Origin of the sequence: Balneola sp. EhC07, assembly GCF_001650905.1 — a bacterium.
In the GTDB taxonomy this organism is placed as follows: Bacteria; Bacteroidota; Rhodothermia; order Balneolales; family Balneolaceae; genus Balneola.
Genome location: NZ_LXYG01000016.1, coordinates 199,968 through 215,928 on the forward strand (window position 1 = coordinate 199,968; position 15,961 = coordinate 215,928).

The window sequence follows — 15,961 nt, forward strand, 5'->3', positions numbered from 1 at the left end:
ATTCCTAAAAACGATCTGTGTCTGATTCTGAATTTACTGACTTACTGAAACCTCATTATAATGATGCGGTTAATTATTGCAGAGCTTTATGCTCGGGTGCGTCAAAATCAGAAGCTGAAGATGTGATGCAACAAGCATTGCTGAAAGCTTACGAGAATTTTGATTCACTGAGGGATAAAGCAAGCTTTAAAAGTTGGTTTTTTCAGATCATAACAAGGACTTTTTATAACTCGGTTCGCAAGCCGTTTTGGAGTAGGTTTGTGTCGCTAAACAGTGAAGATGGTAAGGCTGCTTTTCATGTTTTTGAAGATAATTTCTTTGAAGACAATCAAATGTTGATCGCGGCTTTATCAAAAATCAGCAAAAAAGAACGCGCTGCAATTCTTCTGTTCGAAATTGGAGGGTTTTCTATTGAAGAGATCACCGCCATACAAAAGGAGAAAAGTGAATCGACTATAAAATCACGATTAAGTCGGACCAGAAAAAAGTTAAAGGAGTTCATGGTAACGCTTGAGGAAGAATCTGTAGGGACGCAAAATATCGCTCCCAAACAGAAAATTCTAAAGCCTCAAAAATCAACCAAAGATCTATACCATGAAACCGCTAAAGTTATCAAAGAAATTAAATCCATTGGGTGATATTATGAACCTGCCGGAAGCTTTCGATCAATTAAAAAATACAAAGCACAATTCTTCATTTGAGAACCTGGGTGATTGGTTAGAAAACAACAATGCAAAACCCAGAAAAATGAAATCACTCTATAAAGTTGCAGCATCCTTAATTTTTACAACCCTGATCTTAATAGCTTGCACCGTTCCTGTTCAACACGAAGAAGAAATCGGATACATGATCAAAGGTCTGGCACCCGGAATAGAATCTAAGACCAAATCGAATATCGCCTCAAGATTTGAAGAAGAAGGTCTGGACATTTCGCAAGTAAGTATCAGCCAGGTTTTAATAGAGCATGAACAAACAGGTGAAACTAATGGTGATAAACTCACAGAAGTTGTGATGATACTACCAAAAGCGGATTATAAAATAGCTGAACAAAAGAAAAGCGCCTTAGCAAATGTGTTCGATTTTCAATCATTGGAAATTCTTCCGATAGAAGAGACCGTTGAACGAACCGTTTTTGAATCAGCTCTGCACACTTTTGACCTTAAAGTAAAAGAAGAAATCAGTGAAGAAGAGATCGCGATCAGAATCAATCGTTTCATACACGAAAACAGTGAACGCATGCACGGTGATGCAAAGATCAAAACTGATAAAGAAGGCAACAGAATCGTAGAAATAAGCTTAATTGATGCAACCGATAATGTGAATGATTTCGAGATCAAACATGAGACAAACAGAGATGCAGATTATCGCACAAAAAAATCTATTGAGACTTTATATAATGATCTGTCACCTGAGCGACCGGCTTCAGAAAGAATAAAAAACATGAGTGCAGAAGAAGTAAAAGCTTTAAAGCTGAGAGAGATCAAAAAACAGGAAATGAAGAAGAAAAAAGAGCAGGAAAACTAAGCTTGGTAATCAATTCTTGTGACTTTAACACTTGTAACGATGCTTTGCGCCGTTACAAGTTTTTTTGATCAAAATAGATGCACAGGGAAAGTATTGATACCTAGCATCGGACTAGTTTAGAAAAGTAGTTCAGGACCATCTTATTTATAGGAAAGGTCGGAAATCCGGAATGCTAAACCAGATGTGCTATAATGCCAATCACTAAAAAAGCCAGAATTATCAAATAGCATAAAATATAGGCCATTAAAGTTCTTAAGAAGGAGCTGATCTTTCCGGCCGGACTAAAGAGTTGTATGAATGTCCAAAAAGCAAAACCTACAGAGAGGCTAAGCGGGATGATGGGATAATAGTACAAATCGATACTGCCGATATATTGAACGAGTACAAAAAAGGAATAAATAATGGCTTGTTGACCCGTGATATAAGCATTGATTACAAAGTGCTCAAAAAAATTATATCGATATTTTTTAAATGCAATCAGAGATGAAATAGAAAAGAAAGGAAGAAACAGAATGGTAGAGTATGCATGATTTTGAGCTATCCATTGTAAAATTGTTGACAATACAGGATCTGATTGTGTAGAAGGGCCACCTTCCGCCATGCCGAGCACAACCTCTCCTAAAAAAGTGGTTTCGGAAATCAAATTAGCTACTAAAGCATAAAAAGTAGAAAGCAACAAAACATAAGATACAGGCCTTATATAGTTTTTTCTTTTTCCCTCCAGGTATTCCCGGATACTATTTCCCGGTCGTTTAAAAAACTCTTTTATCGTGAAGAATAATCCGGTGTCAATTTGAAAAAAGGTGTTTGGGATCTCGGAAATTATATACTGAGCATTTATTCGATCTACTTTTGTTTTTTGCCCACAATGAGAACAAAAAACTCCACTAATTTCTTCCCCACAATTTTTACAGGTCATATTATTAGATATTAAAACCTCACTAAGTTTCCAAGTGGTAAATGTTTTCTTGTTGACCTTAAGGCACAAAAATCCGCCTTAAGCTTTTTGATCAGCTTAATAAAACTCTTTCACTGACTCCATTTCGAATAACTTTGTTTTCACTTTGATGTGATTTGGATTATCGGTCTGATTTTCAAGTAATTCGTTCACTGCCACAACACCAACCTCAAATCCTGAGTGATGAAGGTGTGAAATATTCGGATACAGATAATAGGGAACAAAACCATCGCTGATACTGAGCAATGATATCTGTTCAGGAATTTTGTACTCCATCCTCATCAGCAAGTGATGGGTATTTACAAGTAATTCATCTGACATGCAGAAAATGGCAGATATGTTTTTGTTTGAAGTTAAAATTGTTTCTAATTCTGAGTCTAATGAAAGAATATTCTCTATCTCTAAAGATATATGCTTAGATGGGAAGTCGGTATAATTTTGGAGAGCCTTATTAAACCCATCTTTTCTAAGATTGGTAATACTAAGATCCGGATTTCCAAATATACTAAGAATACTGCTATGCCCCTTTTGATGCAGGTATTCTGCAGCTTGGTAACCGGCAAGTTCATCTTCGATTGTAATAGTAGAATAATTTTGAGTATTCAAAACTTTATCAAGAAGAACTACGGGCATCTCCTTTTTTGTTATTTTATCGATATGGGAAAGATTCTTGGTCTCGACCGATAAGCAGAGCAAGACTCCACAGAATGACATTTCCAGACAATATTTGAGCAATTCTTTCTCTTTTTCCAAGGAGTTATCTGATTGAAAAATAGCTACTGATAAACCGGATTTTTCAGCTTCTAAATTTACTCCATATATAAGCTCGGGCATAAAAAACATATTGATTTCAGGAATGATCAATGCTATGATATTTGACTCATTCTTTCTTAAACCTGACGCTCTTCTATTTTTTGTATAGTTCAGTTCTTCCGCAACAAGCCTGACCTTTTCTTTCATATTTTCACTAATATCAGGATGATCGGAAAGAGCACGAGATATAGTAGAAGGAGATACTCCTAATTTTTTTGCAAGATCTTTAATAGTGGCTCGAGACATATTAACGCAAAAGAGGGTTTCTTTTTAAGGAGAATATCTAACGATTAATAGGAAAACCCGCAAACGTTTGCGGAGGTTTTTTTTAAAAACTTTTTTTGTTGATATAAATTTGGAAGCGCTTCTATGGTAAAGCAGTTCTAACCATTGAGCTATTTTTTCAGATTAATCGATCTATAACTAAACAACGAAAAATGAAAAACTATAAACACATCCTATTATTAGGAACTTTGCTGATGATGACTAGTCAGGTTTTTGCTCAACGTGGAAGCGTTTCCGGTACTGTGTCAGATTCTAATGGAGAATTAATTGTAGGTGCCCAGGTTTTCTTGGTTGGAACTACAAGTGGGGCAATTACTAATGAAGAAGGATTCTATTCTTTCGAAGCACTGTCAGGAAATTACATGATTAGAGCAGCCTTTGTTGGTTATGCCAGCTCAGAATTAGAAATAGAGGTAATGAGTGATGAGACGACTACTCAGAATTTCACCTTAACTGAAGATTTATTGATGCTTAGTGATGTAGTAGTTACAGGAGTTGCAAACCCGAAATCTAAGTTAGAATCAAGTGTATCCGTAACTTCAATAAATCAGGAATTCTTGTCTGAATTTGGAGCGCAAACTACAGCGGAAACTTTTAAAGTAATTCCCGGTATTCGTTCAGAAGCATCAGGTGGAGAGGGTAATGCAAATATTGCTGTAAGAGGAATACCAATTGCTTCAGGGGGAGCTAAATATCTTCAGCTATATGAGGATGGATTACCTATCATGCAATTCGGAGATATTTCTTTCGGTAATGCAGATATCTTTTTAAGAGCAGATGCAACAGTAGCAAGAATTGAAGCAATTAAAGGTGGTTCAGCTTCTACTTTTGCAAGTAACTCTCCAGCAGGTATTATAAATTTTATAAGTAAAAGTGGAGCGGTAGAAGGAGGAAGTATTAGCAGTGCTTTCGGTCTAAATTACAGATCATTAAGAACTGATTTTGAGTATGGATCACCGATTGGAAATGGAATGAGCTATCATATAGGTGGTTTTTACAGACAAGGAGAAGGTCCTAGAAATGCAGGTTATACTGCTAATTTAGGCGGGCAATTAAAAGCAAACCTTACCAAGAATTTTGATAATGGATTTGTACGTGTGTACGCCAAGCTGTTAAATGACAAAGCGATCGGTTATTTGCCAATGCCTGTTCAAGCAAGCGGTAATGCGGATGATCCAAATTTTGAGTCCATTCCGGGATTTGATGCTACTAATCAAACACTTCACAGCCCTGAATTCCTGTATGTATTAGGAGTTGATGGACAAGGAAACAGTAGAACAAAAAACATTGCTGATGGTATGAATCCAAATTCAGCAGCTATTGGTGCAGAATTTGATTTTGACCTTGGTGATGGCTGGAATGTGAATAATAAGTTCAGGTATGCAATGAATAGTGGATCATTCACTTCTCCGTTTCCTGCACAGGTTGCAGAGGCTGACGTTATTGGTGAAGATATTGCCGGAGCAGGTTACGAATTAAGCTACGCGAACGGTGAAAATGCAGGACAAGCAATTGCTGATCCTAGTTCACTAAACAGAAATGGGTTGCTAATGCGCATTCACTTATTTGATACTGAGATCGATAACTTAAACAACTATACAAACGATATAAGTATCACTAAGGAACTTGAAAACGTTACTTTAACAGGAGGTTTTTATAAGGCATATCAGAGAATTGCTATGACTTGGTTGTGGCAAACATTCTTAACAGATGTAAGTGGTGATGGTCCAAATTTATTAAATATTTCTGATGCAGGAGGAAACCCTTTAAGTGAAAATGGATTAACAGCACACGGTGTTCCATTTTGGGGTAACTGCTGTACAAGGGGATATGATATGAGATACGATATCAGCGCACCTTATCTTAACATTGGCTTTGATGTAAATGAATCATTAAATATTGAAGCGAGCGCACGCTATGACATTGGTACAGCGTTCGGATATTACTTAGGAAACAAGCAAACAGCTATCGATGTTAACAATAATGGTACTATCGATGCTGTTGAGCAAAGTGTAACCGTGTTGAATAATGAAACACCAAATACTGTTGACTATGATTTTGATTATTTTTCATTCTCGGTTGGTGCAAACTATTTGTTGAATGAAAACCAGGCAGTATTCGGAAGAATAAGCAAAGGTGGTCGAGCAAATGCAGATAGGCTGTTGTATTCTCCATTCTTAACCCCAGCAGGTGAGACTATTTCAGGGTTAGATGCTGATGAAATTGTTCAAGCCGAGTTAGGTTTTAAATACCGTTCACAAAATCTAGCGTTGTTTGCTACTGGTTTTTATACAACTATTTCAGAACAGAACGAAGAATTTGGAAGAGCTATAAACAAAGATTTTAACTCTTACGGAGTTGAATTAGAAACGGTTTATACAATTGAAAAATTATCGGTTCGTTCTGGAGCAACTTATACTAAAGCAGAGATTACTAAAAGTTTGAATCCTGCTGAAGTGGGAAATTCTCCTCGAAGAGTTCCAGACCTTATCTACAATATAAGTCCTTCATATAATTTTGGATCAGGTTCTGTTGGTTTAAGCCTGATTGGAACTACTAAGGTATGGGCTCAGGATGATAACGTTGTTGCTTTGCCTGCTTATGCTTACTTAAATGCTTTTGCGAGCTATGGTATAGCGGAAGGGTTATCTCTAAGGGCTAACGTTAACAACTTAACTAACACACTCGGTTTTACAGAAATGGAAGGAGATCCATTTGTAAACGGAAGCGTAAATTATTTGAGAGCACGTTCTATCACAGGTACAGCTGCTTCTCTAACAGTTAAATATTCGTTTTAATCATTAAACTTATCCTGGCATCTATTTAGATGCCGGGATTTTTTAAACTGGAATACCATGCCTGATTTTTCACTCACCACTATCGACATTATCACGATTATTACCTATCTATTCGCAATTATCGGAATAGGTATTTGGGTTTCCAGAAAAACAGAAACGTCAGAAGATTACTTTTTAGCCGGTCGTACACTTACTTGGTTTTTTATTGGGTCCTCTTTATTAGCATCAAATATCTCGAGTAGTAGTTTGATTGGAATGGCAGGTAGTGCCTATAACTCCGGGATTGCAGTGTATAATTATGAATGGATGGCTGCAATCATTTTGGTAGTTTTTGCAATATTTTTTATTCCGTTCTATTTGAAATCAAGGGTGTTTACAATGCCTGAGTTCTTAGAAAGAAGGTTCGATAGCAGGTCTAGATATTACTTTTCAGGTTTTACAATCTTAGGAAATATTTTTATTGATACCGCAGGTTCATTGTATGCAGGAGGTTTGGTAATTCAGTTACTTTATCCTGAAGTTCCATTTGTTCTTTCTGTTTCTATTTTAGCACTTATTGCTGGTTTATATACCGTAATCGGAGGGCTTAAAGCAGTTGTTTATACAGATGCTATTCAGGCAGTGCTATTAATACTTGGTGCCATTTTAATTACTGTACTTGCCTTCGGGGAAGTAGGTTCGTGGGAAAATGCAATGGCAGCAACAAACCCGGAAATGATGAGTTTGGTGCTCCCTGCTGATAACGATTTCCTTCCCTGGACCGGGTTAGTTTTCGGTATCCCTTTGTTGGGATTTTATTTTTGGTGTAACAATCAATTTATGGTGCAGAGAGTTCTTGGTGCCAAAGATATTAACCACGCAAGATGGGGTGTTTTATCAGCTGGTTTTATGAAATTGCTTGTAATCTTTATTATGGTTTTTCCGGGAATTTTTGCGTTAACCCTATATCCCGATCTTCCTTCACTTGAAGGGTACACTCCAGATTTAGTTTTCCCGGTACTATTATTTGATCTGCTACCAATCGGTATTCGAGGGCTAATGTTGGTTGCATTAATAGCTGCGATCATGTCTAGTATTGATTCGACGCTTAACTCAGCTTCCACACTTGTGACAATGGATTTCATAAAAAAGCTTAAGCCCGATATGACTCAAGCAAAAATGGTTCAAGTCGGTAGAGTGACAACATTTGCTTTCATGATCGTTTCGGCACTATGGGCTCCATTTATTAAGAGCTTTCCTTCATTATGGGAATATCTACAGATGTTTTTGGCGTATATAAGTCCTCCGTTTGTGGCTGCTTTTGTGATTGGTATTTTCTGGAAGAAAGCAACGAGTTCAGGTGCGTTCGGAGGATTGGTTATTGGTCATCTTTCTGCAATAACGATATTACTTTTATCTCCGGTTTTCGGAATACTTGAGATCCAATTTCTTATGGTAGCACCTATTCTTTTTGTTATCTCAACAGGGGCTATCATATTCATTTCTATGAATACAAAAGCACCCGATTTTGATAAGATCAAAGAATTGATATGGACCAAAGCTTTATTTGATATCGAAACCCAAGAAATGAAAGGACTGGCTTGGTATAAGAATTATCGCTATCAATCAGCAGCTTTACTGACATTAACAGCAATCATAGTGATAACTTTCTGGTAATCTCAAATGCAGAAGCCTGTAATAATAGGTCTTGGAGAGTTACTTTGGGACAAATTTCCAGATCATAAAAAGCCTGGTGGTGCTCCAGCAAACGTAGCATTCAATGCTAATATGCTTAGAAATGCAGGAATTTGTGTAAGCGCTGTAGGTAACGACAAAAATGGCAAAGAGTTATTAGATTTTCTGGAGTCGGTTAATTTGAGCACAGACTATATACAGACTCTAGATGATTTTCCAACAGGAACTGTATCAATAGAGTTTGATGGGGCTGAGCCAAATTATACTATTGAAGAGAATGTGGCATGGGATGGAATAGAATGGAACTCTGACCTTGAAATGTTATCAAAAAAAGCGTCTGCGGTTTGTTTTTCAACTTTATCGCAAAGATCTAAAAAATCAAGAGAGACTATTCACCGGTTTTTAGATTCTACAGTTGATGAATGCTACAAAGTTCTTGACCTGAACCTCCGTCCACCTTTTATTGATTTTGAAGTTATTCAACAATCTCTTTATAAAGCAAATGTAGTTAAAGTAAATGAACAAGAGCTGGAACAGTTGAGTCATATGCTTGAAACTGATAGCATAGAGAAAGTTTTATTTGACGAGTTTGGTGTCAAGTTGTTATGCGTTACACTTGGACAAAAGGGCAGCAGCTTTATTACTCAGACAGAAAGTATAATAGATGCGGCGCCAAAAGTTGATTCTAAAAATGGAGACGTTGTTGGAGTGGGCGATGCATTTATTTCCTGCATTATTCATCATTTAGTAAAAAAGACATCTCTTAAAGACATATTAAAAAAAGCCAACCGATTCGCATCATACATGGTTACAAAAAAAGGGGCTATGAACACAGTTCCATCAAGTTTACTTGAAGAGGTAAGTTAATATGGATAGAGAGATAGTTTTGAAAAGAACGTTATCCCGGTTACAAATCCGGTTAAACAAAGAAAGTTCAGGCACTAAAAAAGAGAAAGAGATTTTTACGGGAAAGTTGAGCGATAACTTCTCAAAGTTAGTAACACCACTTTCAAAACTTTACGGAGACCATTTAGATTTCTACATATTTTTGGAAGACTTGGTAATTCGCGTTTACAAATCCTGGTTAAAGAGAGATAAAAACCTTAAAGAACTCGATGAATCCAGAGAAATTAAACAAGACTGGTTCAAGTCCGAAAAAATGATTGGAGCAGTCTGTTATGTGGATTTGTTTGCAGAAGATCTGAAAGGTCTCGAAAATAGAATAGATTATCTAAAGAGCTTAGGTATTACTTATTTACATTTAATGCCACTTTTCAAAAGCCCGAAAGAAGAGAATGATGGAGGCTATGCAGTAAGTAGCTATAGAAAAGTTGACAAAAACATTGGAACCACAAATGAACTAAAAAGCCTGATTCTTAAATTGAGAAAAAATGGGATTAGTTTAGCTTTAGATTTTGTAAATAATCATACATCTGATGAACATATATGGGCAAAGAAGGCGAAGAAGGGCGATCCTTTTTACAAAGAGTTTTACCATTTTTTTCCGGACAGAGAAGAGCCCGATCAGTATCAGAAACATTTAAGAGATATTTTTCCTGAGATTCGAAAAGGGTGCTTTACTCAACTAAAAGAAACCGGAGAATGGGTCTGGACTACCTTCCATAGCTATCAATGGGATCTGAATTATAAAAATCCTGAAGTATTCATCAGTATGGCAGAAGAAATGCTATATCTAGGTAATCTCGGAGTTGAAATTCTTAGATTGGACGCTGTGCCTTTTACGTGGAAAAAAAAGGGTACAAATTGTGAAAATCTAGCGGAAGCACATTATTTAATTGAAGCATTTAATGCGGTTACAAAGATCGCTGCTCCGGCACTTATTTTTAAATCAGAAGCTATTGTTCACCCTGATGAAGTAAAAGCTTATATAGATCAGGATAAATGCCAGATATCTTACAATCCCGGGTTAATGGCTTTACTTTGGGAAGCATTAGCCACCAGAAAAGTTGATCTACTGAAGAAATTTATAGATAAAAGGTTTGTGTTGGATCAAAAAACCGCCTGGGTAAATTACGTCAGAAGTCATGATGATATTGGTTGGACTTTTTCAGATGAGGATGCAGCTGAACTAGGAATTAACGCTCATGACCATCGTAATTTTTTAAACAAATTCTATTCTGGAGATTTTGAAGGGAGCTTTAGCAAAGGAATGAAATTTCAACACAATCCCGTAAATAATGATATGAGAATTTGTGGTACTACCGCCTCTTTATCAGGGCTTGAGCTTGGAATCGAGAATAGTGATAAGGGTCAAGTTAACGATGCAGTTAACAGAATTGAACTTCTTTACGGAATAGCAATGAGCATCGGTGGGATTCCATTGCTTTATTTGGGAGATGAGTTGGGAGCCCTAAATGATTATTCATTTCAAGATTGTAAAAGCAAAAAAGAAGATACTCGCTGGGTTCATCGCGTTAAATACGATGAAAAAGCTTACGCCTTATCAAAAAAGGAAGGTACAATTCAGGGCCTGTTATCAAATAAAATAAAACACTTGATGCAGCTGAGAACTAAGCATCCTTCATTTGGTTCAGAAAATATTGAAGTTGTGGAAACTGGAAATCAACATGTTTTAGCTTTCTTAAAAAAGACACAATCAGAACGTGTTGTAGTATTGGCAAATTTTAGTGAAGATGAGTACGAAATTAGTACTAATAATTTACCTTCTTTAAAATCGGCTAAAGAATTATTGAGCAATAGAAAAATGATTGAGAGCGATAAGATGTCTATTCCGGGATATGGGCTATTCTGGATTAAACTTGCTGATTAATTGATCTTAGAATTTAAAACCTTATCAAGTTTCCCAACAGTAGCTCTTTTCCTGTTGAACTCACCAACCCTAAAGTGTCTGCTTCATAACTAGAAGGAAAACCATTGGTCTTAGAAAGGAGATGTCTGAGCTCGTTTAAGGAAAGTTGTGGCGAATAAGTATTCATTATGAAGAACCTGTTTTTTTCATCAAGGAGTTTCATAACATCCTCCAGAAGCTTTGGCAAATCCCTATTCAACTTCCATCTGCCTCCTTTAGGGCCAAGTCCAAAAATCGGCGGATCCATGATAATTCCGTGATACTTGTTTCCTCTTCGGATCTCTTTTTCTACAAACGTCGGGGCATCTTCAACTATCCAGCGAATAGAGTCTATATTGTTCAATTCTGCATTTTCCCGCGCCCAGTTTACTACACTTTTTACAGAATCAATGTGGGTTACTTCAGCTCCGGAAAGATCCGCGGCTAAGCTTGCTCCACCTGTATAGGCAAAGAGATTCAGGAATTTTGGAATTATTCCCTTTGCAGTCAGCTCTTTACATTTTTTGTTTATGAATTCCCAGTTTTCTGCTTGTTCCGGAAAGATGCCGGGGTGTTTAAAAGAACCTTGGCTGAGTTTAAATATGATCTCAGAATCCCCAAACGGATAAGAAATATTCCAATCGTTGAGATTTTTATCCCAACTACCTTTTTGGTTTTTATTCTCGGAAAAAACCGCATCTGCTTTATTCCATTCAGAATCAGATAATGATTTCTTCCATGTGGCAGATGGTTCAGGGCGGTCAAGTATTACAGTGCCAAATCGTTCCAGTTTTAGACCATTACCATGATCTATCAGCTCGTAATCTTTCCATTTTTTAGGATAATTCATGAATGAAGATACGTTGGTTGGTGCGGAGTTCTAAGGATAATATAGTGCAAATGGTTAGTTATTCTGCAAAACCAATTCTGCCTAAGACAAGAGCTTCTACAAGCTTTTTCAGCATGAAATCACTGTTGGCTTTCTGATCCAATAATGCAAATTGTTCTTCATTGAGGGTGCCATCATCGAATAATGATTGATAATGGTCGGCTAATTCAGTTCTCCTTTTAAATGCTTCTCTTTCACTTCCTTCTCCTCTACTTGCAGCCTCCGATAACTTTTGTACTTCCATCTGTCCACGAACGTATTTAACATAATGAATTAAGTGATTTTGAAAAGCGTCATCATCCATGCCCTCTATAATATTTTCTGGAGCGCTTATCCTTGCATTAAAATCTTCGAGTAAAATTTCATCTTGAAGTTTTAGCGTTTCCTCGTTATTCATTTCTCTAATACTAAGAACACGGGACCAAGTTAGGTTTAAACCGGATTGATTTAATAGTTTCTTACAATGGTTAATATGAGCTTCATATAGTTTTATCTGTAATCTCTCATGCTTATAAAGAACATCATTGAGTTTAGTTTCAAGATTCCCCAATTCATCTTCTGGCGTTACTCGTGCTTGTTCGTACATTTTATTATACAGTTGGGACAGAGAATCTGATTTCAAAAACATAGGGGCTATTTCAGGTACACCCATAACTTCATATTCAAGACACATAGCTTCCGATTTGAAATAATCTTTCATTTCTTCTTTGGATACCTCTTGAGCCCATATGGAAAAAGGCAGGATCGATAGGAAGATAAGTAAGGTCGTTTTTGCTGGTATTTTTTTCATAATTAAATATTGAAATAGTATTTCTTAAACTAAAAAAGATTTGACCCCAAGTGATTCTAAATAATGTTTTTCGGGGTTAGCTATGTTGTTGAATTTGTTTTCTTTTTTAATTTAATACTCTAATAAATATAAATTTTCCCATTAAAAAACCACCCAAACAGGTATTTATAGGGATTTCAAAAATAATTACAATATTATATACATGAATAAAATCATTATAATAGATTGTTTTTAAGAATAGTTCTTGGGTGTTTAATGACAGCAAGATTTGAAAATTAAAAATAGATCAATGAAAAAATTACTTAGCGTATTAGGATTAGCTGTAACATTATCCTGTAAGTTCCCTAAGTGCTTGTGCAGCTCCAGCATTTAATTCCCAGTCATAGTCTGAGATATCATTAATATCTGTTCCGATAATATCTCTGATCTTTGGAATAGTTTTTCCAAGGCCTCTGTACATATTCAGAATAAAAGGGTCCTTTGAGTTTAACCCAAAAGCCGTTGACCAAACCAAAAAATCTTCGCAACCCTCATATTCTTCAACAGCATAAATGATCAACTGAAGCATAAGAGCCTGATTTCCTTTTTCAACATCTTCGTATTCATCATCCAACGGAATAACGGCAGTAAGATCTTCACTACTAAACTCAATTTCCCGGAAATAGATACTATCCATTTTAGGATTCGTTGGCAGAGCAGTGAGTTTGATCTTTTTGTCTTCTAAAATTGAATGTAATACTGCGATCTGAGGATATTTATGTTTGGCTTCTTCTAGTGTCATTCACTTGAATTCAGGAAAACATCCGCAATTCGGAAATGAAGATTGTCGAAGCTAGCGCCCGAACGATTAATAGTATAAGCAATGATCATCCGATGCTCTTTATTCATTAAAAACATAGTGCTTCCCCCGACGGAACCTCCTGAATGACCAACCCAATAATTTCCTGCATGTTGTAAGGTGCTATATCCCATTCCGTAATTAGTGGAGTTTCCATCTGAAGTCATTTGAGGGGTGGTCAGGAGTTTTTGAGTCTCTTCATTCAGAAACTCATAATCGAAATGTGCTTCTCCAAATTTGATCAGATCTTCTGTTGTCCCTATAAATCCACCACCTGCCCATTTGTAGCTGTTATCTACATAAGGAGCTTCAACATTTGCTCCGCCACGCCAGATATAAAACTTAGTTCGATGCTCAATATCCTCATCAGCCCAATCCGGAACCGTATTTTTCATATCAAGCGGCTTAAAAACTTCAGATTCCATGTATTCCAGAAAAGGTTGTTGAGCTGCATTTTCAACAACAGCACTTATTAAATTCCATCCGTAGCTTGAATATTGATATTTGGTTCCGGGCTCAAAAAGCAATGGATCATCTTTGAAGAAAACCAAGCCTTCTTTGACCGTTTCATATTTTTTAGTGCTCATAAATTCATCCCCGCGATAGTGACGGATACCGGCTATATGTCCTGAAACCTGCTTGATCGAAATTGGGTATTGTTTTTGTGGAAATTCCGATACCCATTTCTGAATTTCGTCATCAGGTTTGAGTACATCATCCTGAATTAATAAACCCAATCCGGCAGCAGTAAGAGTTTTAGATACGCTTCCGATTCTGAATAAAGTTCGAGAAGGGTCTACTTCGATTTCATTTTCAACATCAGCAAATCCATATCCTTTCGACCAGATCATTGAGTCATCTTTATACACTGAGATGCTCATTCCGGGAAGTTTGTGCTCAGAAAAGAATTCGGTTACAAGCGAATCAGCTTTTTGAATAAGTGCAGAATGATCCTGAGTAAAAGCAGAAGCACTTATGAACAAAAAACCGATCAGCAGAAGATACTTTTTCATATTGATACCTTACATTTAGTTATACCCGTAATGTAATATTTTCCTTATGATTATTCGAAGTCTTTTGACCTGTTTGTTTATTTCGGTTAGTATTTTATTGTCCGGATGCGGAGGAACTAAGTGTTTAATTGAGGACTGCAAATCTACAGATATGTCTTCACAAGTTATTGAGATCGAGTTAGGTGAGAAGAAAGAGATCTTAAATTATAAAAGAGGAATGATGTGGGGTGGTTATGCTCCCGGGCTCTTCTCTGAAGACACTAATATTGTGTCAATTGAATATGATGAGACAAGAAAAGGACACAAAGCATTTATTGTCGCAAAGAGCTCAGGAACAACCAAAGTGCATTTCGTGAATCGACTTGGAGCAGGAGCTGTTAACCAGGATAGTACTGAAAGAGCTTATTGGCTAGATAACCAAGAGGGCTCGAAATTTTATTTTATAGTAACTGTAGAATAAATGAACCCTGAATGATGGACTTTATGAACTAATTGTCCCAAAAAGAATCTTCAGAATTGAGATCTATTGACTCATATCTCCAGATACTATCCACTAGAAAATCCCGAATTATAAATTCATTAGCATCTACATGGTCAACACGAGCGATATATTGGAATCTGTATTTTTTAGAAGTGTCTGCTTTTAAAGCAGTCATGATTACAGGATTTAATCCATAAAACAGATTGCCAAAAGACTCAGCTTGAGAATAATGATTGTATGGGTTAAGCGGATCATCAACAACTAAAGAGTCCGGTAGGATCCTGTCTATCTCTCTGAATGTTTGCTCGATAGCATCAGTAGACATATTTGCTTCACCGGGCATCAAGTAATAATCGCTCTCGTCAAGTGAGCAATATCCAAAAATAACAGCTCCAATCAGAATTACGAAGGCACCTAAACAACCACTTCCGCAGCCTTCTTTTTTAGAAGTTTGGTTAATATCTGAGGTATCGTTTTCCATAGACCAATCTAAATAAAATACTTAAATAAAAACCACCGCTTTCGGTAGTGATTTGTGTAAAAGTCAAAATTACATTATGCTCAATCATAGAATAATCCATATACGTCTAAAATAAATCCCATGAAAAAATTAATAATTATTGGCTTATTAACACTTGGTTTATCAACGTTTAGTAAAGCTCAGATAACAACTGTAAATATAGGATATCAGGAGAGCGATGTTTTCAGTAGTGTAACTGTTGGCGGATTGTTTGATCATGCTGATGTAACGCTTTTTCTTGGTTCACCTGATCTGGGTGACGATTCCAATTTTATAGTGGGAGGAAGATTTGGATACATGTTTCACTTGTACAATGATTTCAGTACAGCTTTTTACGTTGGTCCCCATGTAGGAGCATATTTTTTAGAAAGAACCAATTTTGATAATTCCGGTTTTGACGATACGGAGTGGGAAAGCAGTTTAAATTACGGCCTGACAGCAGGTGTTTATTTCACCCCTATTAATCTGGCTGTAAGTTATGGAGTGGATGATCTTTTTGAGACAGAATATGTGGAGTTTAAGATCGGATTTAATATAATGGAGATCATGGGAATGTAAATTTTACGATA

The 15,961-nt window shown here is 36.5% G+C and carries 15 protein-coding genes; 8 read left to right on the top strand and 7 right to left on the bottom strand.

The window, feature by feature from the left end; all coding sequences use genetic code 11:
- Nucleotides 1–17 precede the first annotated feature (17 nt).
- Both A8B79_RS08405 and A8B79_RS08410 read left to right on the top strand, forming a co-directional pair.
- Nucleotides 18–638, top strand: coding sequence for an RNA polymerase sigma factor (locus A8B79_RS08405; protein WP_066220887.1), 621 nt, complete (start codon nucleotides 18–20; stop codon nucleotides 636–638).
- On the top strand, nucleotides 595–1,524 hold the full coding sequence (locus A8B79_RS08410; RefSeq protein WP_066220893.1) for a hypothetical protein: 930 nt from the start codon (nucleotides 595–597) through the stop codon (nucleotides 1,522–1,524). The genes A8B79_RS08405 and A8B79_RS08410 overlap by 44 nt, the downstream gene beginning before the upstream one ends.
- A gap of 172 nt (nucleotides 1,525–1,696) precedes the next feature.
- Here A8B79_RS08410 and A8B79_RS08415 read toward each other — a convergent pair whose 3' ends face one another.
- Nucleotides 1,697–2,443 carry a DUF3667 domain-containing protein gene (locus A8B79_RS08415; protein WP_066220896.1) on the bottom strand — a complete coding sequence of 249 codons (747 nt, stop codon included), beginning with the start codon at nucleotides 2,441–2,443 and terminating at the stop codon, nucleotides 1,697–1,699.
- A 96-nt stretch (nucleotides 2,444–2,539) separates the two neighbouring features.
- Nucleotides 2,540–3,541: a LacI family DNA-binding transcriptional regulator gene (locus A8B79_RS08420; RefSeq protein ID WP_066220901.1), complete on the bottom strand. Its 1,002-nt coding sequence runs from the start codon at nucleotides 3,539–3,541 to the stop codon at nucleotides 2,540–2,542.
- Nucleotides 3,542–3,732: 191 nt separating this feature from the next.
- Between A8B79_RS08420 and A8B79_RS08425 the strand changes: the two genes are divergently transcribed.
- From A8B79_RS08425 to A8B79_RS08440, 4 genes are read left to right on the top strand one after another with little or no spacing between them, the layout of a single operon-like run.
- Nucleotides 3,733–6,378: a TonB-dependent receptor gene (locus A8B79_RS08425; RefSeq protein WP_153038400.1), complete on the top strand. Its 2,646-nt coding sequence runs from the start codon at nucleotides 3,733–3,735 to the stop codon at nucleotides 6,376–6,378.
- Between the two features lie 57 nt (nucleotides 6,379–6,435).
- On the top strand, nucleotides 6,436–8,034 hold the full coding sequence (locus A8B79_RS08430) for a sodium:solute symporter (RefSeq protein WP_066220904.1): 1,599 nt from the start codon (nucleotides 6,436–6,438) through the stop codon (nucleotides 8,032–8,034).
- A 6-nt stretch (nucleotides 8,035–8,040) separates the two neighbouring features.
- On the top strand, nucleotides 8,041–8,919 hold the full coding sequence (locus A8B79_RS08435; RefSeq protein WP_066220906.1) for a PfkB family carbohydrate kinase: 879 nt from the start codon (nucleotides 8,041–8,043) through the stop codon (nucleotides 8,917–8,919).
- Nucleotide 8,920: 1 nt separating this feature from the next.
- Nucleotides 8,921–10,843 carry an alpha-amylase family glycosyl hydrolase gene (locus tag A8B79_RS08440; RefSeq protein ID WP_066220910.1) on the top strand — a complete coding sequence of 641 codons (1,923 nt, stop codon included), beginning with the start codon at nucleotides 8,921–8,923 and terminating at the stop codon, nucleotides 10,841–10,843.
- A 13-nt stretch (nucleotides 10,844–10,856) separates the two neighbouring features.
- On the opposite strand, the gene A8B79_RS08445 is transcribed toward A8B79_RS08440, so the two are convergent.
- The 4 genes from A8B79_RS08445 to A8B79_RS08460 form a co-directional block, all read right to left on the bottom strand.
- Entirely contained in the window at nucleotides 10,857–11,711 is an 855-nt protein-coding gene (locus A8B79_RS08445; RefSeq protein ID WP_066220913.1) for a class I SAM-dependent methyltransferase, read from the bottom strand.
- A 58-nt stretch (nucleotides 11,712–11,769) separates the two neighbouring features.
- Nucleotides 11,770–12,540 carry a hypothetical protein gene (locus A8B79_RS08450; protein WP_066220916.1) on the bottom strand — a complete coding sequence of 257 codons (771 nt, stop codon included), beginning with the start codon at nucleotides 12,538–12,540 and terminating at the stop codon, nucleotides 11,770–11,772.
- Nucleotides 12,541–12,868: 328 nt separating this feature from the next.
- The gene (locus A8B79_RS08455) at nucleotides 12,869–13,321 is read right to left on the bottom strand and encodes a hypothetical protein (RefSeq protein WP_066220918.1); all 453 of its coding nucleotides are present in this window, start codon (nucleotides 13,319–13,321) and stop codon (nucleotides 12,869–12,871) included.
- Nucleotides 13,318–14,391: a serine hydrolase domain-containing protein gene (locus tag A8B79_RS08460; RefSeq protein WP_066220921.1), complete on the bottom strand. Its 1,074-nt coding sequence runs from the start codon at nucleotides 14,389–14,391 to the stop codon at nucleotides 13,318–13,320. The genes A8B79_RS08455 and A8B79_RS08460 overlap by 4 nt, the downstream gene beginning before the upstream one ends.
- Before the next feature lie 151 nt (nucleotides 14,392–14,542).
- Between A8B79_RS08460 and A8B79_RS08465 the strand changes: the two genes are divergently transcribed.
- Nucleotides 14,543–14,851, top strand: coding sequence for a hypothetical protein (locus A8B79_RS08465; RefSeq protein ID WP_066220924.1), 309 nt, complete (start codon nucleotides 14,543–14,545; stop codon nucleotides 14,849–14,851).
- Between the two features lie 28 nt (nucleotides 14,852–14,879).
- On the opposite strand, the gene A8B79_RS08470 is transcribed toward A8B79_RS08465, so the two are convergent.
- Entirely contained in the window at nucleotides 14,880–15,353 is a 474-nt protein-coding gene (locus A8B79_RS08470; protein WP_066220927.1) for a hypothetical protein, read from the bottom strand.
- A 120-nt stretch (nucleotides 15,354–15,473) separates the two neighbouring features.
- Here A8B79_RS08470 and A8B79_RS08475 point away from each other — a divergent pair, with 120 nt between their 5' ends.
- Complete coding sequence (locus A8B79_RS08475) at nucleotides 15,474–15,950, top strand: hypothetical protein (RefSeq protein WP_066220931.1); 477 nt, start codon at nucleotides 15,474–15,476, stop codon at nucleotides 15,948–15,950.
- The last annotated feature ends 11 nt before the right edge of the window (nucleotides 15,951–15,961 follow it).

Coding starts and splice junctions, on each gene's coding strand:
- A8B79_RS08410 (WP_066220893.1), top strand. CDS start 595: ATGAAACCGCTAAAGTTATCAAAGAAATTAAATCCATTGGGTGATATT.
- A8B79_RS08415 (WP_066220896.1), bottom strand. CDS start 2,443: ATGACCTGTAAAAATTGTGGGGAAGAAATTAGTGGAGTTTTTTGTTCT.
- A8B79_RS08420 (WP_066220901.1), bottom strand. CDS start 3,541: ATGTCTCGAGCCACTATTAAAGATCTTGCAAAAAAATTAGGAGTATCT.
- A8B79_RS08425 (WP_153038400.1), top strand. CDS start 3,733: ATGAAAAACTATAAACACATCCTATTATTAGGAACTTTGCTGATGATG.
- A8B79_RS08430 (WP_066220904.1), top strand. CDS start 6,436: ATGCCTGATTTTTCACTCACCACTATCGACATTATCACGATTATTACC.
- A8B79_RS08435 (WP_066220906.1), top strand. CDS start 8,041: ATGCAGAAGCCTGTAATAATAGGTCTTGGAGAGTTACTTTGGGACAAA.
- A8B79_RS08440 (WP_066220910.1), top strand. CDS start 8,921: ATGGATAGAGAGATAGTTTTGAAAAGAACGTTATCCCGGTTACAAATC.
- A8B79_RS08445 (WP_066220913.1), bottom strand. CDS start 11,711: ATGAATTATCCTAAAAAATGGAAAGATTACGAGCTGATAGATCATGGT.
- A8B79_RS08450 (WP_066220916.1), bottom strand. CDS start 12,540: ATGAAAAAAATACCAGCAAAAACGACCTTACTTATCTTCCTATCGATC.
- A8B79_RS08455 (WP_066220918.1), bottom strand. CDS start 13,321: ATGACACTAGAAGAAGCCAAACATAAATATCCTCAGATCGCAGTATTA.
- A8B79_RS08460 (WP_066220921.1), bottom strand. CDS start 14,391: ATGAAAAAGTATCTTCTGCTGATCGGTTTTTTGTTCATAAGTGCTTCT.
- A8B79_RS08465 (WP_066220924.1), top strand. CDS start 14,543: ATGTCTTCACAAGTTATTGAGATCGAGTTAGGTGAGAAGAAAGAGATC.
- A8B79_RS08470 (WP_066220927.1), bottom strand. CDS start 15,353: ATGGAAAACGATACCTCAGATATTAACCAAACTTCTAAAAAAGAAGGC.
- A8B79_RS08475 (WP_066220931.1), top strand. CDS start 15,474: ATGAAAAAATTAATAATTATTGGCTTATTAACACTTGGTTTATCAACG.